Below are 21,157 nucleotides of genomic sequence, written 5' to 3'. Positions count from 1 at the left end.
CGTTCGGTCTCGCTCTAAGAAGCGCTGCGGGCGAGGTCGCTGATGGCGACCTCGCCGAGTGCTTCATAGACGGTGCCGAGGTTCAGCCCAGCAGCGACGATGGCCTGCGGCACAAGCGAGGTTTCGGTGAGGCCGGGCAGCACGTTGGCCTCGAGAAACCAGGGTGTGCCTGTCTCATCAATGATGAGGTCGATGCGCGAGATGTGGCGAAGGCCAAGGGTTTGGTGGATGCCCAGGGCCGCCTCGGTGGCGCGCAACGCCACCTCGTCGTCGAGCCGCGCCGGCGTGTAGAACTGCGTCTCGCCCGCGTTGTATCTGGCCTCGAAAGAGTAAACCCCTGATCGGGGCACGATTTCGACTGCTGGAAGGGCAAATGGCCCGTCGCCGGTGTCGAGCACGCCGACGGAGACCTCGACGCCGACGACCTTGCGTTCGATGAGAGCCGTCTCGCCATAGGTGTACGCATCGACGACCGCGCGCGGCAGGTCGCCTTCGATTTCAACGACCGTGACACCTTGCGCTGAACCGCCCATGGCCGGCTTCACCACGACGGGCGTGCCGAGATATTTGAGCACTCCGTCGAGTACCTGCGAGGCCCCGAGTTCACGGAACGTCTCGCGCGGCAGCGTGATGGAGTCGGGTGTTTTGAAGCCGGCACGGGAGACAAGCACCTTGGCGGTTGGCTTGTGCCAGGCGAGCTGGGCCGCAGCCGTCTCAGAGCCCACGTAGGCAATACCTTGGGCACCCAGCAGCGCACGTAGCGAGCCGTCTTCGCCACTGGCACCGTGCAGGGCTGGCCAGACGAGGTCGGGCGTGGTATCGGCGAGGTAACTGAGCAGTGACGCATCGGGCTCTCGAACGATGACGGTGTGCCCGCGCTTCAGGAGGCTGTCGGCGACCCGGCGACCCGATCGGAGCGACACATCTCGCTCGTGGGAGATGCCGCCGGCGAGAACGACGACGGTGCGGTGAGGCGAAACTTCAGTCATGATCAGCCTAGGTTCGGTGGCGGGGCGGTGAAACTGCGTTCGGGGCGCATGGTCTGCAGCGGCCCGGTGGCGTTGAAGGTCTCGAGCAGATCGATCTCACCGTTGATGACCGTGGTGAGGCGCCGGATGCCCAGCCTGATCTGTTCGGGAGTGGGGTAGCAGAACGACAGACGTATTTTGTTGCGCCCACCACCGTCGGCGTAGAACGCCGTGCCAGGCGTATAGGCCACGAGTTCTTTCACCGCTCTCGGCAGCATCTGCTTCGAGTCGAGGTAGTCGGGCAGGGTGACCCAGACATAGAAGCCGCCGTTGGGGTTTGTCCATGAAAGGTCGGGAAGGTGTTCAGAGAGAGCCGCGATCATGGTGTTCTTGCGCTCTTCGTACACCCCACGGAACGTATTGATCTGCTTCTTCCAGTCGGCGGTCTCGAGATACTCGGAGATGACCAGCTGGCTGAACGCGCTGGGGCACAGAATTGCAGATTCTGCGGCCAGAACGAGTTTTTCACGAATGGCGTGCGGTGCTATCGCCCATCCGATGCGAAAACCGGGGGCTAGGGTCTTCGAGAACGAACCGAGATAGATGACGCCCTCGTCTTCGGTGCTGCGGAGGGGCGCCGGCGGCGGGCCATCGAAGTAGAGCAGACCGTAAGGGTTGTCTTCAAGTACCAGAATGCCCTCTGACCGGCAGATGTGAAGAATTTCTTCGCGCCGGGGTGCGGAAAGGGTGACGCCAGCCGGGTTGTGGAAATTGGGAATCGTGTAGAGGAACTTGATGGTCTTGCCGTCACGGCGCACTCGGGCGATGGCGTCTCGCAGGGCATCCGGAATCAACCCATCGTCATCCATGAGCACGTGTTCGACATCAGCCTGGTACGAGCGGAAGACCCCGATGGCGCCCACGTAGCTGGGTGCCTCGGCGAGGATCACATCGCCCGGGTTGATGAAGAGCTTGGTGACCAGGTCGAGTGCCTGCTGCGAGCCGGTGGTGACGATGACGTCGTCGACACTGCCGCTGATGCCCTCGAGAGCCATCACTTCGAGGATGTGTTCACGCAGCTTCGGCACGCCCTGGCCCGAACCGTACTGCAGGGCAATGGGGCCCTGCTCGACCATCACACGGTTCATGGCGTCGACCACGAGATCTTGGGGCAGAGCAGAGACGTAGGGCATTCCCCCGGCAAGGGAGACGACTTCGGGCCGCGAGGCCACGGCGAACAGGGCTCGAACCTCAGACACAGACAGGCCGGCGGCCCTGTCGGCGTAGGTGTTGTACCAGGGGTCGAGGTTTGTTCCTGTTGACGGTGGAGTCGGTTGGCTGCTCACGTGCACTTCCAGAAGAGAGGCGAAATTCTATGGTATCGAAAAGCAAAAGGGCCCGAAGCCAGAAGTGGCTCGGACCCAGGTGCCGGAGGCTGTGAGCGAGAAGTGCCCGTCACAGCCCGCGAGAAGCGGTTCAGCTGAGGTAGTCGGCCAGGTCGTGCTCGAGGGCGGCCTTCGGCTTGGCGCCGATGATGGTCTTGACGACCTCGCCGCCGCGGTAGACCTTCATGGCCGGAATCGAGGTGATCTGGTACTTCGCGGCGATCTGCGGGTTGTCGTCGACGTTCAGCTTGACGATCTTGATCTTGTCGGAGTGCTCGGCCGCGATCTGGTCGAGGATGGGTGACACGGCGCGGCACGGGCCACACCACTCGGCCCAGAAGTCGACGAGGATCGTCTCGTCGGAGTTCAGAACGTCAGCTTCGAAGCTGGCATCGGTTACGGCTGATGCAGTTGACATGATGGCTCTCTTTCAAATCTCAGGTTAAGCGGGGAACGATGGTGATCTCAGGCAGAGCGGGGTGCGCCGCCTGAAGGGGGAGGGGCGGGCCGCCTCAGGAGGCGCTGACGAGCTCAGCTGCCAGCCGAGCCTGTTCTAAACCCGCGAGGTAGTGCTCGGCGTCGAGGGCGGCAACCGTTCCGGAGGCAGCCGCGGTGGCGGCCTGGCGGTACGTGTCGTCGATGACGTCACCGGCAGCGAACACGCCGGCGATGTTGGTCTTCGACGAGCGACCAGCGACGGCGATGGTGCCCGCCGAGGTGAGCTCGAGCTGGCCGTGCACGAGATGCGTGCGGGGGTCGTTGCCGATGGCCACAAAAAGCCCTTGTACGGGCAGCGTGCTCAGCTCGCCGGTGACGGTGTCTTCGAGCCGCAGCCCTTCGACCGAGTTCTCACCGTCGATGCCGACGACGGCCGCGTTCCACACGAAGTCGATCTTCTCGTTGCCGAACGCGCGCTCCTGCATGATTTTGGATGCCCGCAGCGTGTCTTTGCGGTGGATGACGGTGACCTTGTCGGCGAACCGGGTGAGAAAAGTCGCCTCTTCCATTGCGGAGTCGCCGCCGCCGATGACCGCGATGTTCTTCTTCTTGAAGAAGAACCCGTCACAGGTGGCACACCACGACACCCCGCGCCCGGAGAGACGCTCTTCGTCGTCGATGCCGAGCTTGCGGTACGCCGAACCGGTGGAGAAGATCACGGCCTGCGCTTCGAAGTCGCCGCTGTACCCGGTGGTCACCTTCTTGATGTCACCGGAGAAGTCGACACTCGTCACGTCGTCGAGCAGAACCTCGGTGCCGAACTTCTCGGCCTGCTCCTGCAGGCGGGTCATCAGGTCGGGGCCCTGGATGCCCTCGGGAAAACCGGGGAAGTTCTCGACCTCGGTCGTCTTCATGAGCTCGCCACCCGCCTCGACGCTCGACGCGATGAGCAGGGGCTGAAGGCCGGCACGAGCCGCGTAGATGGCCGCCGTGAAACCGGCAGGGCCAGACCCGATAATGATGATTTGTCTCATCGACAAGCTCCTTGTAGGCGGCACACTCTGCACCGATTGTGGTTACTGAACACCTCAACACATCCTACGTGGCGGGTATTCCGTGGGCGAGGCGGCCGGGCAAGATGTAAGCATGAGCGAAGCTTTCAACCCTGTCGACAACACGCGCATAGCGTTCACCGAGGTTGGTGACGGTGTTCCGCTCGTGCTGGTGCACGGTTCGGCCCTGTCGCGGGCCATCTGGCGGGGCTTCGGTTACGTGAAGGCGTTGCGAGACGAGTACCGGTTGATTCTGGTCGACCTGCGTGGTCACGGCCTGAGCGACAAGCCGCATCGGCAGGCCGACTATCGAATGCAGCTGGTACTGGATGACCTGCTGGCCGTGTTCGATACCGCGGGCGTCGACCGGGCGCACTTCATGGGGTACTCGTTCGGGGCCAGGGCCGGCTTCTCGCTCGCCGCGAGTCACCCCGAGCGCCTGTTGTCGTTCGTTTCGGCGGGCGGAACCTACCGAACGCCAGCCGGCAGTGTGGCAGCCCTGTTCTTCGACGATTACGACGCCGCGCTGGGATCGGGCGGCATGCGCGCCTTCGTCGACGGTTGGGAGAAGAGTGCCGGCATCACCCTCGACCCCGCCACGACCGCGGCTTTCCTGGCGAACGACGGCGAAGCCATCCGCGCCTACTTTCGGCAGGTCGAGGCCGAGCCGGGGCTCGACGACGAGCGCATCCGGGCCATTTCGACCCCCACACTGCTGCTGGCGGGCACGGATGACCGGCAGCGCTACCTCGACTCAGAGCACGCGGCGGCCATCATGCCGAATGCGTGCTTCGTGGCGTTGCCGGGCCGCGGCCACGGCGACACCCTTCGGCCGTCGACCGGAGTCATCGAGCCTGTGCGCGAGTTTCTGGCGAGCGTCGACCGCGCGTCAGCGTGAGCGGCGCAGCCGCGCGAGGATCGGCACGAGCGCGTCGCTGAGCTCCGACGAACGCAGCAGCCGTAGCGTGCCCGCGTAGACCGCAGCCATCACCACCCCGACCACCGCCATCGTCACGATCGACTGAAAACGCCCTGACAGCGCAAAACTGCCGTCGTCGATACCACCGAAGAGAGCGAACACCACGATGCCGACGGCCGTCGCGGGTAGCGCGGCCAGGGCATCCTTCGCGAAACTGACGAGGGTGCGGCGGGCGTGCCCACCGAGTTTTCTCCGCAGCAGGATGCCCACCAGCACGGCCTGCAGAATGCCGGCGAACGACAGCATCAGTGCAACCCCGACGCCCACCTGGTCTTTCGGCACGAACGCCAGCACCAGAAGGCTGCCGATGGTGAAGATCACCGCTTGGAAGATGGTGGTGAGAAACGGCGTTCGTGTGTCGCCAAGGGCGAAGAAGGCACGCTGCAGCACGAACAGAATACTGAAGGCAGGCAAGCCCACGAGGAAGGCAAGCAACACGTCACCGATGCCCGCCGAACCGCCGGCTGTGTCTGACATGACGCGGCCGAACGGGTAGGCCACGACCATGAGCACGACACCGGCGAGCACCATGATCACGGTGATCTGGCGGATCGACGCGGCGATGTCGCGGCGCACCCTCTCGAACTGACCCGCCGCGGCGCTCTCGCTCATGCGGGTGAAGTACGCGGTTGCGATCGACACGGCCACCACCGAGTGCGGCAGCATGAAGACAAGCCAGGCGTTTCCGAGGGCTGCCACCGAGGGGCTGTCGACACCTGACGCTGTCGACACCACGCGGGTCTCGACGATTCCGGCCGCGGTGGTGACGAGAATCATGCCGAACGACCAGCCGGCGATCCTGCCGGTGGCCGCGAGCCCGACGCCGCGCCAGCGGAAGTCGGGGCGGTAGCGTAGGCCCACACGGCGCCAGAACGCGAAGAGCACGAGGCCCTGCACGGCGATGCCGAGGGTTGCGGTACCCGCCAACACGGCGATCGCCGAGGGGCTCCACCACGAGACCTGCCTGAGCGAGTCGGGGTCGGAGCCGAAGATCGCGATGAAGACGATGAGGCCGCCGAGCGCGACGAAGTTGTTCAGGATGGGGGCGAGCGTGAACGGCCCGAACGAATTGCGTGCGTTCAGCACCTCGCCCAGAATCGTGTAGACGCCGTAGAAGAAGATCTGCGGCAGGCACCAATAGGCGAACGCCGTCGCCAACCCCGCCTTCTCTGGGCCGAACGAGGAGGTGAGGCCCACGAGCTGGGGCGCGAACAGGGTGGCCACCGCGGCCGCGAGGGCCAGCACGAGTAGCGCGATGGTGACGAGTTTATTGATGTACGCGGTTCCGCCGTCGCTGTGCCGGGCGCTGCGAACGATCTGGGGCACGAGTACCGCGCTGAGGGCGCCTCCGGCGACGATCACATAGATCGTGTTCGGCAGCTGGTTTCCTACGGCGAACGCGTCTGCGCTGGCAAAGGTGCCGATGGCCTGGATGAGAACGATGGCCTTGAGAAAGCCGAGGATGCGCGACGCGATGGTGCCGCCGGCCAGAAGCGCGCTCGAGCGGCCGATGCTGCGCTCAGTCATGGGAGGGGGCATCCGGTGTCGACGGCTCGGGGCCCGATGGCTCGGGGGTCGATTGCTGAGCGGCCGTGCGGGCATTGCGACGCCGAAGCACCACGCGCACCACGCCGAACACCACAAACGCGCCGGCGACGATGGCCACGATGAGGGTGCCGATGCCCTCCCAGTCGGCGCTCACGTTGATCTCTTTCGGCGCGGCGCTGCTGACCAACACACCGCCCGAGTTGTAGAGCTCGAGCCGCAGGCTCACCTCGCCCGATGCGACCGATGCCTTGACGGGAACCTGGGCCGTCTTCTGCGAGTTCGCCGCGACCGTCACCTCGATGGTGTTCGGTTCGACCACGAGGCGGCCGTTCGACGGCGTGACGTGCAGCGAGACGGTGACCGACTGGTTCAGGGCATTGCTGATCAGCACCGGCACATTGGCGTCAGCCGCGACGAGGTTGATGTTGCTGCCGTCGACGATCTGCACCGAGGAGAGCAGGGTCGTCGAGGCCTTGGCATAGTCGGCAGCCGCGGCCGTTCGGTCATCGACGTCAGTCGACCACGACTGGGCGAGTACGGCGAGCAGGTTCACACGCTGTCTGCCGGTGATCAGTTCGGGCTTCGGCGCGACCACAGAGAATCCACTGACGTCACGTTCGGTCTGAATCATGGTGGCCACGTTCGCCACCCAGTCGGCGGGTTCAGGGCTGTCACTGATGCTCACGCCCTTGCCGGGGGTGCTCAGCACCTCGGCCAGCGGGCGTTCGACGGCCCAGGGCAGCGCCTCCACTGTGTCGAGGGCTCGGCTGACGCCGAACGTGGAGGCGGGTTCGGCCCGGCCGAGGCTCGCGACAACCGTCGGTGTCGTGCCCGCGGGGGCGGTGGCCGTGATGACGGCGAGAGTGGCGGAGACCGCGGCCAGAGCCGCATCGCGCGGCACCTCGTTGGCCGCATCGGCGGCACTCTGCAGGGCGGTACTGACTGACGAATCGAGCACGATCACCCGCTTGTCGCCCACGTTCGAGGCAGCGTTCGGAACGACACTCGAATCGGGCTGAGTCAGATTGTCAGAGCTCAGGATGCTCGTGGGCATGCCGCTCGCAGCGAAGAAGTCGAGGTCGGCAGTGCTCGCTGTGCCCGACTGCGGCCACGCGATGTCGGTGCGGGTGTAGTGCCACGAGGTCAGGTCGCTCTGGCTCGGCAGCTGCCCGGCCGAGGGAGTGGCTGAGGGGGTCGGTACAGGGCTCGCGGGCGTGCCGGCAGCTGTTGCGGCGCCCGCGGCGGCCCCGGTACCCGCGGCGGGAGGAACCGCCTGCCCGGGCAGGGCGAACGGGTCGGGGCTCGGCAGCGACTGGAAGTTCGCGCTCGAGAGCGCATACGAGAACGAGATGGGGCTCAGCACGTTCGGCGCACCAGCCGCGCGCTGCACGGCCGGGTCGGAGTCGGCGTAGGTGAGGGGAAAGGTCGCGTTGGGTGCTGCGGCCAGGCGGGCCAGCCAGTCGAGCGCCGACTGTGGAGCCGCCGTACCGAGCACCCTGATCGAAACGATGACCATGGGGTCGATGGCGAGTGTGATCGGGCGGCCGAGGCTCGAGTCGAGTTTCTTGGTGAGAACCCCGGTCTCGCTGGTGGCGCTCGCGAGGTCTGCGGCGTTGATCAGGCCCGAGCTGCTCGGCTGCACCGTGAGCGGCATGATGACACCCAGCGAGGCCTCTACAGCGGGCGCACCCACTGACCACACGACGACGCTGCGTGAACCGACGACGCTCTGGCCTGCCGCCAGGGACGCCTCGATGCCGTACGCACCCCACGCAGAGAGGCGGAGTTGGGCCGCGGGAATCACCGCGCGAAGGCTCACCGTCTGGCCGGCGGCCGCGGCGGGGGTCGCCACGTCGACTGCAACGCTGTCTTTGGCCTGGCTGACAGCGGTGGCCGGGTCGAGCCACGCCGAGAGAGTGCTGCGGGTACTGAGGGGGGTGCGGTCGAGCCACACGTGCATCGCTCCCGCGGGCACGCTGTGGGCCGTGGTGTTGGCCAGGGCCACCGTGATGCCGAGGTCTTGGCCCGCGGCGAGGGTTCCCGCGTCATCGGGCGCGACGGTGAGCGTGACCGACCCGGGGTCGGCTGCGGCCGAGCTTGTCGGCGCGCTGTCTGCCGAGCCTGTCGAAGACGCAGTGGGGGCCGGGGTGTCGTCGGCCAGCGCGGCACCGCCGCCGGCGATCGAGCCCAACAGAAGGCCCGCGGCCAGCACGAACGAGGCCCCGAACCGGCCAGCCTGCGCGGCGCCGCCCTGCCCGAACGGGAGTTTCAGGCGGCGATGAACGCCCGAATACACTGACCGCTCCATACGCCCGATTCTAGGGTCTTGCGGCTGGGGGCTCGCTCAGGCGAGCCGGAGCCAGCACGAAAGAAGAGGTCGGCCAAGTACAGTGTCAAGGTGCAATCGGTCGCGGATTCCCTCAAAGCCCTCGCCGAACTGGCGACAAAACCGCCCGTTTCGGTGGTGTCGGCAGCCTTCGCGGCGGCCGGTCACGAGCTTGCTCTGGTGGGTGGGCCGGTGCGTGACGCGTTTCTCGGCCGAGCGGTGCACGACCTCGACCTCACCACTGACGCGACCCCCGACCAGATTCTGGCCATCGTCGCCCCGCTGGCCGATGCCCACTGGGACATCGGCCGCGCCTTCGGCACCATCGGCGCCCGCATCGGCGGCGAGACGGTCGAGATCACCACCTATCGCTCCGACACGTACGACCAGGTCACCCGCAAACCCGCTGTCGAGTTCGGCACGTCGCTCGAAACCGATCTGCTGCGCCGCGACTTCACGGTCAACGCCCTCGCCCTCACCCTGCCCGCCCAGATTCTGGTCGACCCATCGGGCGGCATGGATGATCTGCTCGCCTCCACGCTACGAACTCCCTCTACCCCCGAGGTCTCGTTCGGCGACGACCCCCTCCGCATGATGCGGGCCGTGCGGTTCACCGCGCAGCTGGGTTTCGACGTCGACGAGGAGACCCGCGTGGCGCTCGGCGAGATGGCCGGGCGCATCGAGAACATCTCGGCCGAGCGGGTGAATGAAGAGGTGTCAAAGCTTCTGCGCTCACCCGAACCTCGGAGGGGTATCGAGCTGCTGGTCGACAGCGGACTGGCGGCGTACGTTCTGCCAGAGGTGCCCGACCTCCGCCTCGAGATCGACGAACACCACCATCACAAAGACGTCTACCAGCACAGCCTCACCGTGCTCGAGCAGGCCATCGACCTCGAGCACGAACGCCACGCCGGCGAAGAACCCGACCTGACGCTGCGCCTGGCCGCGCTGCTGCACGACATCGGAAAGCCTGCGACCCGCCGACTCGAACCGGGCGGCGTGGTCTCGTTTCACCACCACGATCTTGTCGGTTCGAAACTCGCCAAAAAGCGCCTGCGCGCGCTGCGCTACGACAACGAGACCATTGCCGACGTCGCGCGCCTCATCGAGCTGCACCTGCGCTTCTTCGGCTACACCGACGGTGCGTGGACAGATTCGGCCGTGCGACGCTACGTGCGTGACGCCGGCAGCCAGCTCGAACGACTGCACATGCTGGTGCGCGCCGATGTCACCACTCGCAACGTGCGAAAGGCCGATCGCCTGTCATTCGCGTACGACGACCTCGAATCGCGTATCGCTGAGCTCGCAGAGCAGGAGCAACTCGACTCGACCAGGCCCGACCTCGACGGGGAGCAGATCATGGGCATCCTGAACCTCTCGCCGGGGCGCGAGGTGGGCGAGGCCTACCGTTTTCTGCTCGAGCTGCGACTCGAAGAGGGTGCCTTGGGCGAAGAAGAGGCCACCCGCCGACTCACCGAGTGGTGGTCGACGCGCTGACCGCGCTTCGGTACGCGCGAAGCGTCGCCTTGGCGGTCTTCTCCCAGGTGTGCCGTGCCCCGAATTTGGCGGCCGAGTTCGACAGCCGCCTGAGGGTTGCCGGATGCTCGAGCAGTGCGCCGATCGCAGCAGCCCAGTCGCTCGGTTGACGGCTCGCCAGCAGTATGCCGCTGACGCCGTCGGCGACGCTTGACCGCAGGCCTGAGGTGTCGAAGGCGATCACCGGCGTGCCCGACGCGGCCGCCTCGAGCGCGACCAGCCCGAAGGTCTCGGAGTGCGAGGGCATGAGCACCAGCGAGGCCTCGCGGAGCAGTGCGGCCGACTGCGCGCGCGACTGCGTTCCGGTGAAGTTCACGCGCGACGCGACACCGAGTGACGCGGCGAGTTCGGCGAGCCCGGTGGCGTAGTGCTCCTGGCCGGGCGTTGCGCTGCCGGCGATGACGAGGTCGGGGCGCAGGTGCTCGGGCAGAAGCGCGAGCGCCCGAATGGAGAGGTCGTGCCCCTTCAGCGGCTGCAACCGGCCGAGCTGCACGAGAAAGGGGCGCGCCGGCCCGGGGAGACCGGAGAGGGGGTGGAACAGTGCGCCGTCGACACCAGGCTCGATGATGCGGATGCGGGGCTCCTGGGCTCCGTACAACTCGATGAGGGCATCCTGTTCGGCGCTGGTCGAAACAATGGTGGTGAGCGATTTGGCAACGAGCAGCCGCTCACCGTTCAACCGGCTCTCGGGCTCGGGCTCGTCACCGGGGGGCAGTTCGGCGTTCTTCACGGCCCCCACGGTGTGCAGGGTCTGGATGTGCGGGATGCTCTCCATCACAGCCACGGGCAGCGCGGCGAGACCCGACAGCCAGTAGTGCGAGTGCAGCACGTCGAAACGCGGCAGCTCGGCGAGGGCCGACTGGAACCGGCCGATGACGGCGGGTACCTCCTCTTTCTGTACGACCCGCGGAGGGCCGGCCTTCAGAAAGCGCACGGGCAGGCCGCCTGCCGTGTATTCGGTGGCCGGCTGGTCTTCGCTCGATGAGCGCGTGATGAGCTCGACTTCGACGCCCTGGCGGGCCAGAGCCTCGCCGAGCGCGACAACATAGACGTTCAGACCCCCGGCATCCCCCGAGCCCGGGTTGGCAAGCGGAGACGTATGAAGTGACACCAGGGCCACTCGCAGATCGCTCACGTCTGTCACTCTACCGGTGCTTCTGTTAGGCTCTATAGGTTGTCTGTACTCAGTGGAGATCTTCCACGCGGGTGCCGACGTATGCACACACCCTCCTGCCACAGAAATTCTGTGGCCGATCTAGTCCAAAGGAGGTGGGTTAGTGACGCACAAATACGAACTCATGGTCATCCTCGATCCAGAAATCGATGAGCGCACCGTGGCTCCGAGCCTCGACAAGTTCCTCAACGTCATCCGCAAAGATGGTGGCACTGTCGACAACGTCGACATCTGGGGTCGTCGCCGCTTGGCTTACGAGATCAACAAGAAGACCGAAGGCATCTACGCCGTCGTCAAGCTGACCGCTACGGCAGACTCCACCAAGGAGCTCGACCGCCAGCTGAAGCTTTCTGAAGCCGTCATGCGCACCAAGGTGCTTCGCGCCGAAGAGGCCATGGCACAGGTTGCCGAAGCCGCAAAGCGCGCCGAAGAGAAGGCAGCCCGCGCGGCCGCCAACCCGAAGACCGCCTCTGCACCCAAGTCGGCACCCGCTGCCGCCTCGAGCGCGCCGGCCTCTTCGAGCACCGCCAAGGCTGCTGCACCCGTCGCTCCGGCCGCTCGCGCTGCCGCTGCTGTCAAGGCTGCAACGACCAAGCCTGCTGCTGACGCCGCTGCAACCGAGGCCACCCCGGCCCCTGCTGCCGCTCCCGCTGAGTAGTCACCGTGGCTGGCGAAACGATCATCACCGTGGTGGGCAACCTCACCGGTGACCCCGAACTGCGTTACACGCAGAACGGGCTGGCCGTTGCCAACTTCACCATCGCTTCCACTCCTCGCACGTTCGATCGTGCGTCGAATGACTGGAAAGACGGCGAAGCGCTGTTTCTTCGTGCAAGCGTGTGGCGTGAATTCGCCGAGCACGTGGCCGGCTCGCTGACGAAGGGCTCTCGCGTCGTTGCGACCGGGCGCCTGCGTCAGCGCAGCTACGAGACGAAAGAGGGCGAAAAGCGCACCTCGATCGAGCTCGAGGTCGACGAGATCGGCCCCAGCCTCCGGTACGCCACGGCGCAGGTCACTCGTGCGTCGTCATCGGGAGCATCCGGTGGCGGCCAACGAGGCCAGGTCGGTGGTGGCCAGAGCAACGGTGGCGACGAGCCGTGGGCCGCAAGTGCCCCTGCCTCGGCGAACTCCTCAGGTGCCGCCGCTGATGTCTGGAACACTCCGGGCAGCTACAGCGACGAAACCCCCTTCTAAACTTCACATTCTTCAGAAAGCAGAATAACCATGGCTGGAAAGAGCAGCGGCGACCGCCGCAAGCCGATCCGCAAGGGGAAAGACGGCAAGAATGCCGCCCCGGCGAAGTCGATTCGCGTCGGCGTCATCGACTACAAAGACGTCAACACCCTGCGCAAGTTCATCTCCGATCGCGGAAAGATCCGCGCACGCCGCATCACCGGCGTCTCGGTTCAGGAGCAGCGCCTCATCGCCCGTGCAGTCAAGAATGCCCGCGAAATGGCCCTGCTGCCCTACGCCGGTTCGGGCAGGTAGGAACTCACAATGTCAAAACTCATTCTCACCCACGAGGTCTCCGGCCTCGGTTCAGCTGGTGACGTCGTCGAGGTCAAGAACGGCTTCGCACGCAACTACCTGATTCCCCAGGGCTTCGCGGTGACGTGGAGCCGCGGCGGCGAAAAGCAGATCGAATCGATCAAGGCTGCCCGCACCGCTCGCGAACTCGCGACGATCGAAGAAGCGCAGCACCTCAAGCAGGTTCTCGAGAACAACACCGTCAAGCTGAGCGTCAAAGCCGGCAAAGAGGGTCGTCTGTTCGGTTCGGTCAAGACGAGCGACATCGCCAACGCGGTTTCGGCTGCCGGTTTCGGTTCGCTCGACAAGCGCAAGATCGAGATCACTTCGCCCATCAAGGTGACCGGTACCCACGAGGCGTCGATTCGCCTTCGTGAAGATCTCAGCGCCACCATCACCATTCAGGTGGTAGCTGCAAAGTAGTACCCCCCTAAAGGGAGTCGTGCCTTCGGCACGGCTCCCTTTTTCGCGCCCGTTGTCAAGCTTTTTGTGCACAGGTCTGTGGATTGGTTCAACATTCAAGCAGCGGTCTAAACATTCGATTATCCACACCCTGTGGAAATGTGAATAACCTGATCAGCGGCTAGCTTGGCGTAAAAAGTCGTTTGTTATCCACATCGGTTTCAACAGGTTCTGCACAAGAGACGCGGCGTTTCGCCGATTTATTCCACAGAGTTATCCACAGCCCAATTTGTCGATGTCAGTGGGCCCCGATAAACAGGTACCAGACGTAAGGAGTTCGGGTGTCGATTGCGCATCTCGGTCTGACGAGTGACCAGCGAGGCGGCGGCGAGAGCCGGGGCCACGAGCGTACCCCGCCCCACGATTTGCTCGCAGAGCAGAGTGCCCTCGGCGGCATGCTGCTGAGCAAAGACGCGGTGGCTGACGTCGTCGAGGTTGTTCGCGGCGCCGACTTCTATATCCCGAAGCACGAGCTCGTCTTCGATGCGATTCTGAATCTGTATTCGCACGGTGAGCCGACCGATGTGATCGCGGTGACAGATGAGCTCACCAAGTCGGGTGAACTGACTCGCGCGGGCGGGGCTGAGTACCTGCACACCCTGACGGGTCTCGTGCCCACTGCCGCGAACGCCGGATACTACGCCTCGATCGTGGCCGAGAAGGCCATCCTGCGCCGGCTGGTCGAGGCGGGCACACGCATTGTGCAGATGGGCTATGCCAGCGAGGGCGAGGTTATGGATCTCGTGAACAACGCGCAGGCCGAGATCTACGCCGTGAACGGCAACACCGAGGTCGAAGACTACGTTCCGCTCACGACGGCCGTCAGCGCTGCCATCGACGAGATCGAGGCGGCGAAAGGCCGCGAAGGTCAGATGACCGGTGTGCCGACCGGCTTCGCTGAGCTCGACTCGCTGACGAACGGGCTGCACCCCGGGCAGCTGATCATCGTCGCCGCACGCCCTGCGCTCGGAAAATCGACGCTCGCGCTCGACTTCGCCCGCGCCGCCTCGATCAAACACGACATGCCCTCGATCTTCTTCTCGCTCGAAATGGGCCGCAGCGAGATCGCCATGAGACTGTTGTCGGCCGAAGCATCTGTTCCCCTGCAGAACATGCGCAAGGGCACCGTCGAGAACCGTGACTGGACGACAATTGCTGCGACACGTGGCCGCATCAACGACGCGCCGCTCTACATCGACGACAGCCCCAACATGACGCTGGTCGAAATCAGGGCCAAGTGCCGCCGCCTGAAGCAACGGGTTGGGCTGAAGATGGTCATCATCGACTACCTGCAGCTGATGACCTCGGGAAAGCGCGTAGAGTCGCGCCAGCAAGAGGTGAGCGAGTTCTCACGTGCATTGAAGCTGATGGCCAAAGAACTGCAGGTTCCGGTGATCGCCCTCTCACAGCTGAACCGTGGGCCCGAACAGAGAGCCGACAAAAAACCGGCCCTCTCAGACCTGCGAGAGAGTGGTTCGCTCGAGCAAGACGCCGATATGGTGATTCTGCTGCACCGCGAGAGCGCCTACGAGAAAGACAACCCGCGCGCGGGCGAAGCCGACCTCATCGTCGCCAAGCACCGCAACGGCCCGACGGCCACCGTGACGGTGGGTTTCCACGGCCACTTCTCGCGGTTCGCAGACATGCCACACGCCTGAGTGCTCTCGGTGCGTGAAGCTCCGAGGCGAGCCGGCACTCAGGTGGCGAGCCGTACAATAGAGGGTCATCTCGTTGAAATGAGGCCCCTCCTGGTGAGCATCCAGCAGAACCGCACGCAAGGGCGTTCGCCCTACTGGGGTGTGCCGGTCGCGCGTGCCATTCCGGCCTTCGTGGTTGCCGCCTACCTCACGTTCACCGAAAATCACTCGTCGCAGGTGAGCCTCTTCGTCTTCGGCAGCTACGCCGTGGTGTCGGGCCTGTTCGTGGCCGGTCTGTCGGCTCGGTTCGTGGTCGAGCGACTGACGCGGCGGCTCTTCGTGCTGCAGGGCCTCATCGGGGTCGTTCTGGGTGCCGCTGCCCTTGTTTTCAACACCGGCGGAGTACCGCTCTTTCTCTACCTGGTGAGCCTTTTCGGGGCGCTCACCGGCTTCATCGAGTTGTACAGCGGGTTGCGCTCGCGCAACTCGGCTGTCGTCGAGCAGAGACTGCTGGCAAAAGACTGGCTGGCCGCCGGTGTCTTCACCGCTCTGCTCGCACTGGTCTTTCTGGTCATCCCGCTCGATGTCGTGACGGCGATTGGGCTGTTCGGCGGGTACGCCGTGATGCTCGGCCTCTACCTCGTGATCGGCGGTCTTTCGCTTCGCTGGGGGCCGCAACCCACGCGGCACGTATCCGGTACCGCACCCCGAACCACAGAATCGCTGAACCAAGAGACGACATCGTGACCGATCACACTCCCCCCACCCGCCGCGAAGTGCTGAAGCCTGTCGAGCTCGTCGTCATCTCAGCGATACTCGCTGCGTTCGTCGGGCTCACGGTGCTGCTGTCGACCCGCCAGCCCCTGTTGGCGGTGATCTTCTTCGGCATCGCGTTCATCGTCTCGCTTGTCATCACGGCGATGTTCGCGCTGACGTTCAAGCCGAACGAGGCCGAGACCCAGGAGATGAACGACGACGACGAGGCAGGCACTGGCGGTGCATCCCGCCCCTACCTCGGGCCGGGCCCCAAGGGCCACTGATCAGGCCGTCTAGCCCCATCACAGAGCCGCGAAACCCGATCGAACCCGGGGTCGTGCCAGTTCGTAGGCCGTCATCGTCATTCCAAAGCGTGACTTGAACGCTCTGGCGCACACATCGGCAGATCGAAAGCCGTACGCGCGCGCAAGCTGGTCGAGGGTTCGGTTGTCGGAGTGCACGCGGAGCCTCGCCGCGATCATGTCGAGCCGGGTCGAGCGAATGAGATCGCCCACACTGATGTTCGCAGCCTCGAATGCGCGGTAGAGGTTGCGCACGCTGACGCCGAGGTCAGCGGCCAGACTGGCCGCTGTGAGGTCGGGCGAGCGGATGCGATCGATCAGCAGGGTCGTGGCGCTCGATACGAGTTGTGCACTCGCGGCGGCAGAGGCCGTGGTGGTGCCGGCATCGAAAATCGGTGCCGCGGAGCTCGTCGGCATGCTGGCGGGCTCGTGATGTGGGTCATTCCCTGACGGGTCGCCACCGACGATCGCACTGCTGATGATGGCGCTCAGAGACGATATCACCACCGATTCGAACGCCGTTGGCGCGGCGCGATCCACCAGGCTCAGCCGGTCGAGGCGCGGGCGAACGAAGGCGAGAATGGTCTCGACCAGCATCGAATCTGAGATCACCTCGGCGGTCACCGAGCGCAGATGTCGACGTGCGTGAGGGGTGGTCAGGGGGCGGGCCACGCTCACCACCACCATCGAGCTTTCATTGCTCAGAGCGAATTGATACGGTGCGTCAGTTCGAACCAGCGTCGCGGCGCCCGCATCGACAATGTTCGTTCGGCCGTCTTGCCGCACGCGCAGGGCGCCGCGCAGAACAATGATCAGTCGAACAAAGTCGACGGGCACGGCTGCCACCTGCGCCAGAGAGCGTTTGGCACCATAGGCGGTGGCATCGACCTGGGCGATTTCAACCGAAGCTGACTTCACCGTCGTCAGGGTCGCCGCAAACGTCGCTGGGGTGTGTGCGGTGCAGGTCGCCTCTGGCGACATCTGCGCGGCACCCGCTGCGCCACGAAACTGCCTGACATTGGGCATAGCCTTATCATCGCCACACAGCACACGTCGCGCGAAAACGTTCGTACGCAAAGTCGGGTGTGGCACGCAAAGTCGTCTTCAATCACTGCGACGGGGCTGACTATCGAAGCTAAGGGATATCATGTGCCCATAATGAGTGACACTCACCGAGCAATCGTTCCAGAGATTCCTTGGCGCGTTCGTTCGCGGGTCAGTGTGAGCGCGGCAACGGGCATGTTCGCGAACCACGCCGAGCTCAGCGCACGCGATGCGTCGACATTCTCGGCCGCACTCATTGTCTCTTCGCTCGGTTCGGTCGACCTCGCCGTACTCGACGCGTCGCGCCATCGCGGTGCGCGCACGGCAAAACTCATGGCAACCGACGACCGCGATTGTGTGAGTCTGATCTTCGTTCGCTCGGGGGCTGTGACGGTCTACCAAGACGGCCGCGTGCTTCGCGCCCCGACCGGAACGCTCTTCGCCCTCAGGTCGCGTGCCACCTATCACTACTCGGCTGGCGGGCGGGTCTCTCTCGTCTCGGTGACCAGCCCATCGCTCGCGCTGCCGCTGGGCCTGGTGCGCACGCTCAAGAACGTGACAGCGACAGCGCTGCCCGACTCCGTTCTCACCCGTTCGGCCCTCGCCTTCGTCGAAGCGATCGCGGCCTCGATCAATACACCGAACGGCGTTGAGGCCAAACAGCTCGAACAACAGCTTCTGCTTCTCATTTCAGGACTGCTGGTCGAGAATTTCGGTTCTCGTCAGCGCGGCCCGACCAGCGATTCTTCAGTGCTCGCGGCCGCTGCTTCGTCGATCGCAGCACATTCCTCGACTCGTGGTTATGGCCCCCGCGACGTAGCCGACGACACCGGTGTCGACCTGCGTCGCCTCTATCGCATCTTCGGAGCAGAGAACGTGAGCATCGCAGAGCTCATTCGTGACACTCGGCTCGAGTTGATCGCGGCAGCATTGACTGACCCATCGAACCGCAACAGATTCGCTGACATCTCGGTGCGTGCGGGGTTTACCGGTGCAGATCAGGCGGCCCGCGCCTTTCGGCGCAAATACGGCGTCAGCATGAGCTCCTATCGCAGCTCGACCCGGCCATAGAGTGCCCCACCACGGTGATGTTGGCGAGTGGATTTTGTAACGTCGCCTGATTCTAGGGCGGATGCCCCCGAGTGGGGGGTTTCTACGACGTTCTGTGCCAGAAGCGGCAAGCTGACCTCCCTTAGTGCCCTGAGCGAAGCTTTTCGGCGGTTCACCCCTACTCTCTATCTGCTGCCGGCGCTGTGCAGCGAACCGACTATTCGGCGCTCGCAGCGAAAGGTGACGATGACTATCCACGACTATGTGCGCGTGATCCGCGCGCACTGGATAGCTCTCGTGCTTCTGGTGATTCTCGGTGCGTGTGCGGCCTGGGGTTGGAGCCTCGTTCAGACTCGGGTCTACAACGCGAACTCGAGCGGCATCGTCAAGCTGGTTTCCGACAACACCATCGGCGCGACTCTTGCCTCTGATTCACTGGCTAAGTCTGAGGCAACGACATTCGTGGGCATCGGCCAGTCGCGAGCGGTCGCTCAACTGGTGATCACCCAGCTGGGCCTGGCGACGACGCCCGAGGTGCTCGTGCAGTCGATCACGGTCACGAACATCAAAGACACGCCTACCCTCAACGTGACGGCGCGGGCGGCAACGGGAACACAGGCGAAGGAACTGGCTGACGCGTGGATCACCGGGATGACGAAACAGATCGCCATCATTGAAAACGAGGCGCTTGCACAGAGCTCGACGACAGGCACCGCCGCGGCCACACCCATCACTTTTCTGGTGCCGGTCGAATCGGCCGTTGTCGCGTCTGAGCCGGTGTGGCCGAACGTGAGGCTCGCAGTGGTGATCGGTGGGCTGATCGGCCTCGTTCTGGGCCTGCTCTATGCGTTTGTTCGCAATGTGTTCGATCGGTGCATCCGCAGCGCATCCGCCGTCGAAGAGAAGTTCGGCTTGTCGGTCATCGGCAAGCTGCCGGTCGACCGCCGTCTCACCGACCTGAATCGGATACTGCCCGACCCAGATGCCGCGCCGATCGGTACGCCGACGAGGCATGACTATGCACTGGGCGAAGCGTTTCGTGAACTCCGCACGAACCTGCGGTACATGCACGTCGACAACCCGCCGCGGGTGATTGTGGTGACCAGCCCGTCGCCGAACGACGGAAAGTCGACAGTCACGGCCAACCTGGCGGTCGCTCTCGCCGCTTCAGGGCAGAAGGTGATCGTCGTCGACGGCGACCTTCGCAAGCCCTCCGTTGCGGCCGCCTTCGGCCTGGTGGCCGAGGTGGGGGTGACAGATCTTCTGATCGGCAGCGCCGAGATCGACGACCTGCTTCAGCACTGGGGAACCAGCGGCAATCTCTCGGTGCTCGGCGCCGGTGCCATTCCTCCGAACCCCAGTGAGCTTCTGGGCACCAGGGGCATGGAAGCCCTGCTGCGTGAACTGTCGAAAGACGCCATGGTTCTGATCGATGCACCGCCCCTGCTGCCCGTCACCGACGCGGCGATTCTGGCAACCATCGCCGACGGCGCCATCATCGTGGCATCGGCAGGCAAGACCACCATCGACGAACTCGAATTGGCACTCGCGAACATCGCGAAGACCAACGGTCAGGTGCTCGGCCTCATTCTGAACCGCGTACCGCGCGGTGCCGCGAACGGCCGCGGCTACGGCTACTACTACGGCTCCTACGTTGCCGAGTCGACTGCGCGGACCACGAGCGCAGCCACCGCTGCCGCGAGTCGAAGCGAGCGCGAAGTCGAGCAGAGCGGCACCCACTCAGCCACCCACTCAGCCACCCGCTCCACCTCACGCTCCCACGCACACTCACTCTAGGGATGACCACCGTGACGAGGCCTTTTGACCAGAGCCCGGATGCTCCCGAATCTGCAGACGCCCCACGCGGGTTCGGCCCTATCGGCCGTCGCGCTGTTCTCACCACGGCGGCCTGGTCAGTACCCGTGATCGCTCTGGCGGTGGCGAGCCCCGCTATGGCGGCGAGTGGCCCGTCGGCCGTTCAGATCGCGGCAACCGCAGACAACCTCGGCAGCATCCCCAGCGGCGGTGGTAGTTCACCCTTCACGCTGCAGCTGACCAACCCCAGCGCTGTGGCGACCGGCCCGCTCTCGGTGTGGGTCTCGCGCCTCACCGGTTTCTCGGGACTCACTGACGACATGGGCCCGGCCACGATGGGCGGCTGGAGCATGACCGCAGACGCCAACGACTTTGTCTTCGTCTTCGGAGCAGGCCTCGCCGCGGGCGCGAGTTCAGATCTCTACAGCGGAACCTGGACTGTCACCAAGGGCGTGCAGGCCGCCTACAGCGGCAGCTCGACGGCGCAGCTCTCCCCGCAGACCGCGGGTTCGAACGCCGTGTCGCTGCCGTTCGTGACCACTGCGTCACCCGGTTCAATCGCGCTGGGTGAGGCTGCCTCGTACCTGATTCTGGCCAAGGGTGCGTTGACGGTTGTCGGAACCGCCTCGAAACTCAACGGTGGGCTGGTCGGCGTCGAGAACGGGCCGTACACGAACATCCCGCCCGTGGTGGCCGTCAAGGGCACCAGCGCGCAGAACGCCCAGGCGAAGACCGACACCGAGTCGGCCTACGCCGCGGCTCGGGCGGCGGGGCCGGCGACTCTGGTGGCGGCACAGATGGGAGGCCTCACCCTGAGCCCCGGCGTCTATCACCAGACGGCAGCGCTCGGCCTCACCGGCACTCTGAAATTCGATGCGTTGGGAGACCCCACTGCCTCGTTCATCATTCAGAGCGACGGCGCCATCACGACGGCAGCGGCCAGTTCGATGATTCTGAAGAATGGCGCATCGGCCGCCAATATCTTCTGGGTGTCTGTGGGGGCGGTCGACATCGGCGGCGTGGCCACGTTCTACGGCACAGCTCTCAGCGGCGCCGCCATCACCGTGGGTGAGGGCGCTACTGTTGTGGGCCGCCTGCTCACCACCATCGCCGACGTGACCATCAGCAACGTCACGGCCCTGTCTCTTATACACATCT

General features: G+C 64.9%; 19 protein-coding genes and 1 pseudogene. 12 read left to right on the top strand and 8 right to left on the bottom strand.

Annotation, left to right across the window (positions count from 1 at the left end):
- Positions 1 to 14 precede the first annotated feature (14 nt).
- The 4 genes from QN358_RS08885 to trxB all read right to left on the bottom strand — a co-directional run bounded on the left by QN358_RS08885 (position 15) and on the right by trxB (position 3,825).
- On the bottom strand, positions 15 to 989 hold the full coding sequence (locus QN358_RS08885; protein WP_323512136.1) for a D-alanine--D-alanine ligase: 975 nt from the start codon (positions 987 to 989) through the stop codon (positions 15 to 17).
- A 2-nt stretch (positions 990 to 991) separates the two neighbouring features.
- Positions 992 to 2,314, bottom strand: a complete 1,323-nt coding sequence (locus QN358_RS08880) for a PLP-dependent aminotransferase family protein (RefSeq protein ID WP_136640205.1) — start codon at positions 2,312 to 2,314, stop codon at positions 992 to 994.
- Between the two features lie 130 nt (positions 2,315 to 2,444).
- Positions 2,445 to 2,771 carry a thioredoxin gene (gene trxA / locus QN358_RS08875; protein ID WP_136640206.1) on the bottom strand — a complete coding sequence of 109 codons (327 nt, stop codon included), beginning with the start codon at positions 2,769 to 2,771 and terminating at the stop codon, positions 2,445 to 2,447.
- 94 nt (positions 2,772 to 2,865) lie between these two features.
- Entirely contained in the window at positions 2,866 to 3,825 is a 960-nt protein-coding gene (trxB, locus tag QN358_RS08870) for a thioredoxin-disulfide reductase (protein ID WP_136640207.1), read from the bottom strand.
- Between the two features lie 112 nt (positions 3,826 to 3,937).
- Between trxB and QN358_RS08865 the strand changes: the two genes are divergently transcribed.
- The gene (locus tag QN358_RS08865) at positions 3,938 to 4,741 is read left to right on the top strand and encodes an alpha/beta hydrolase (protein WP_323512135.1); all 804 of its coding nucleotides are present in this window, start codon (positions 3,938 to 3,940) and stop codon (positions 4,739 to 4,741) included.
- On the opposite strand, the gene murJ is transcribed toward QN358_RS08865, so the two are convergent.
- Both murJ and QN358_RS08855 read right to left on the bottom strand, forming a co-directional pair.
- Positions 4,733 to 6,349 (bottom strand): murein biosynthesis integral membrane protein MurJ, encoded by a 1,617-nt coding sequence (murJ, locus tag QN358_RS08860; RefSeq protein ID WP_323512134.1) that lies wholly within the window; start codon positions 6,347 to 6,349, stop codon positions 4,733 to 4,735. The two genes, QN358_RS08865 and murJ, sit on opposite strands and share 9 nt — an antisense overlap.
- Entirely contained in the window at positions 6,342 to 8,678 is a 2,337-nt protein-coding gene (locus QN358_RS08855) for a DUF6049 family protein (RefSeq protein WP_323512133.1), read from the bottom strand. The genes murJ and QN358_RS08855 overlap by 8 nt, the downstream gene beginning before the upstream one ends.
- Positions 8,679 to 8,768: 90 nt before the next feature.
- Between QN358_RS08855 and QN358_RS08850 the strand changes: the two genes are divergently transcribed.
- Positions 8,769 to 10,193, top strand: a complete 1,425-nt coding sequence (locus tag QN358_RS08850) for a CCA tRNA nucleotidyltransferase (protein ID WP_136640211.1) — start codon at positions 8,769 to 8,771, stop codon at positions 10,191 to 10,193.
- On the opposite strand, the gene QN358_RS08845 is transcribed toward QN358_RS08850, so the two are convergent.
- Positions 10,168 to 11,367 carry a glycosyltransferase gene (locus QN358_RS08845; RefSeq protein WP_323512132.1) on the bottom strand — a complete coding sequence of 400 codons (1,200 nt, stop codon included), beginning with the start codon at positions 11,365 to 11,367 and terminating at the stop codon, positions 10,168 to 10,170. The genes QN358_RS08850 and QN358_RS08845 overlap by 26 nt on opposite strands.
- Before the next feature lie 163 nt (positions 11,368 to 11,530).
- Here QN358_RS08845 and rpsF point away from each other — a divergent pair.
- From rpsF to QN358_RS08810, 7 genes and pseudogenes are all read left to right on the top strand, one after another.
- A pseudogene (rpsF, locus tag QN358_RS08840) lies at positions 11,531 to 11,881 on the top strand (30S ribosomal protein S6); the annotation flags it as partial.
- A 188-nt stretch (positions 11,882 to 12,069) separates the two neighbouring features.
- Positions 12,070 to 12,600, top strand: a complete 531-nt coding sequence (locus QN358_RS08835; RefSeq protein WP_136640214.1) for a single-stranded DNA-binding protein — start codon at positions 12,070 to 12,072, stop codon at positions 12,598 to 12,600.
- A 30-nt stretch (positions 12,601 to 12,630) separates the two neighbouring features.
- A complete protein-coding gene (gene rpsR / locus QN358_RS08830) occupies positions 12,631 to 12,894 on the top strand; it encodes a 30S ribosomal protein S18 (RefSeq protein WP_136640215.1) in 264 nt (87 codons plus the stop codon).
- A gap of 9 nt (positions 12,895 to 12,903) precedes the next feature.
- Entirely contained in the window at positions 12,904 to 13,356 is a 453-nt protein-coding gene (gene rplI, locus QN358_RS08825) for a 50S ribosomal protein L9 (RefSeq protein WP_136640216.1), read from the top strand.
- A 320-nt stretch (positions 13,357 to 13,676) separates the two neighbouring features.
- Positions 13,677 to 15,053: a replicative DNA helicase gene (dnaB, locus tag QN358_RS08820; protein ID WP_136640217.1), complete on the top strand. Its 1,377-nt coding sequence runs from the start codon at positions 13,677 to 13,679 to the stop codon at positions 15,051 to 15,053.
- A 78-nt stretch (positions 15,054 to 15,131) separates the two neighbouring features.
- Positions 15,132 to 15,779 (top strand): hypothetical protein, encoded by a 648-nt coding sequence (locus QN358_RS08815; RefSeq protein ID WP_136640218.1) that lies wholly within the window; start codon positions 15,132 to 15,134, stop codon positions 15,777 to 15,779.
- On the top strand, positions 15,776 to 16,072 hold the full coding sequence (locus QN358_RS08810; protein ID WP_323512131.1) for a hypothetical protein: 297 nt from the start codon (positions 15,776 to 15,778) through the stop codon (positions 16,070 to 16,072). The genes QN358_RS08815 and QN358_RS08810 overlap by 4 nt, the downstream gene beginning before the upstream one ends.
- A gap of 18 nt (positions 16,073 to 16,090) precedes the next feature.
- Here QN358_RS08810 and QN358_RS08805 read toward each other — a convergent pair whose 3' ends face one another.
- Positions 16,091 to 17,116 (bottom strand): helix-turn-helix domain-containing protein, encoded by a 1,026-nt coding sequence (locus tag QN358_RS08805; RefSeq protein ID WP_323512130.1) that lies wholly within the window; start codon positions 17,114 to 17,116, stop codon positions 16,091 to 16,093.
- Between the two features lie 132 nt (positions 17,117 to 17,248).
- Between QN358_RS08805 and QN358_RS08800 the strand changes: the two genes are divergently transcribed.
- The 3 genes from QN358_RS08800 to QN358_RS08790 form a co-directional block, all read left to right on the top strand.
- Positions 17,249 to 18,205: a helix-turn-helix domain-containing protein gene (locus tag QN358_RS08800; RefSeq protein WP_136640221.1), complete on the top strand. Its 957-nt coding sequence runs from the start codon at positions 17,249 to 17,251 to the stop codon at positions 18,203 to 18,205.
- 225 nt (positions 18,206 to 18,430) lie between these two features.
- Positions 18,431 to 19,981 (top strand): polysaccharide biosynthesis tyrosine autokinase, encoded by a 1,551-nt coding sequence (locus QN358_RS08795; RefSeq protein WP_323512129.1) that lies wholly within the window; start codon positions 18,431 to 18,433, stop codon positions 19,979 to 19,981.
- A gap of 11 nt (positions 19,982 to 19,992) precedes the next feature.
- The coding region (locus QN358_RS08790) for an ice-binding family protein (protein WP_323512128.1) at positions 19,993 to 21,157 on the top strand (1,165 nt) is incomplete at its 3' end.

This window comes from Subtercola sp. RTI3, from assembly GCF_035018625.1.
In the GTDB taxonomy this organism is placed as follows: domain Bacteria; phylum Actinomycetota; class Actinomycetes; order Actinomycetales; family Microbacteriaceae; genus Subtercola; species Subtercola vilae.
This window is presented reverse-complemented; position numbering and strand designations above follow the sequence as displayed.

Coding starts and splice junctions, on each gene's coding strand:
- QN358_RS08885 (WP_323512136.1), bottom strand. CDS start 989: ATGACTGAAGTTTCGCCTCACCGCACCGTCGTCGTTCTCGCCGGCGGC.
- trxA (WP_136640206.1), bottom strand. CDS start 2,771: ATGTCAACTGCATCAGCCGTAACCGATGCCAGCTTCGAAGCTGACGTT.
- trxB (WP_136640207.1), bottom strand. CDS start 3,825: ATGAGACAAATCATCATTATCGGGTCTGGCCCTGCCGGTTTCACGGCG.
- QN358_RS08865 (WP_323512135.1), top strand. CDS start 3,938: ATGAGCGAAGCTTTCAACCCTGTCGACAACACGCGCATAGCGTTCACC.
- murJ (WP_323512134.1), bottom strand. CDS start 6,349: ATGACTGAGCGCAGCATCGGCCGCTCGAGCGCGCTTCTGGCCGGCGGC.
- QN358_RS08855 (WP_323512133.1), bottom strand. CDS start 8,678: ATGGAGCGGTCAGTGTATTCGGGCGTTCATCGCCGCCTGAAACTCCCG.
- rpsR (WP_136640215.1), top strand. CDS start 12,631: ATGGCTGGAAAGAGCAGCGGCGACCGCCGCAAGCCGATCCGCAAGGGG.
- rplI (WP_136640216.1), top strand. CDS start 12,904: ATGTCAAAACTCATTCTCACCCACGAGGTCTCCGGCCTCGGTTCAGCT.
- QN358_RS08815 (WP_136640218.1), top strand. CDS start 15,132: ATGAGGCCCCTCCTGGTGAGCATCCAGCAGAACCGCACGCAAGGGCGT.
- QN358_RS08805 (WP_323512130.1), bottom strand. CDS start 17,116: ATGCCCAATGTCAGGCAGTTTCGTGGCGCAGCGGGTGCCGCGCAGATG.
- QN358_RS08800 (WP_136640221.1), top strand. CDS start 17,249: ATGAGTGACACTCACCGAGCAATCGTTCCAGAGATTCCTTGGCGCGTT.
- QN358_RS08795 (WP_323512129.1), top strand. CDS start 18,431: ATGACTATCCACGACTATGTGCGCGTGATCCGCGCGCACTGGATAGCT.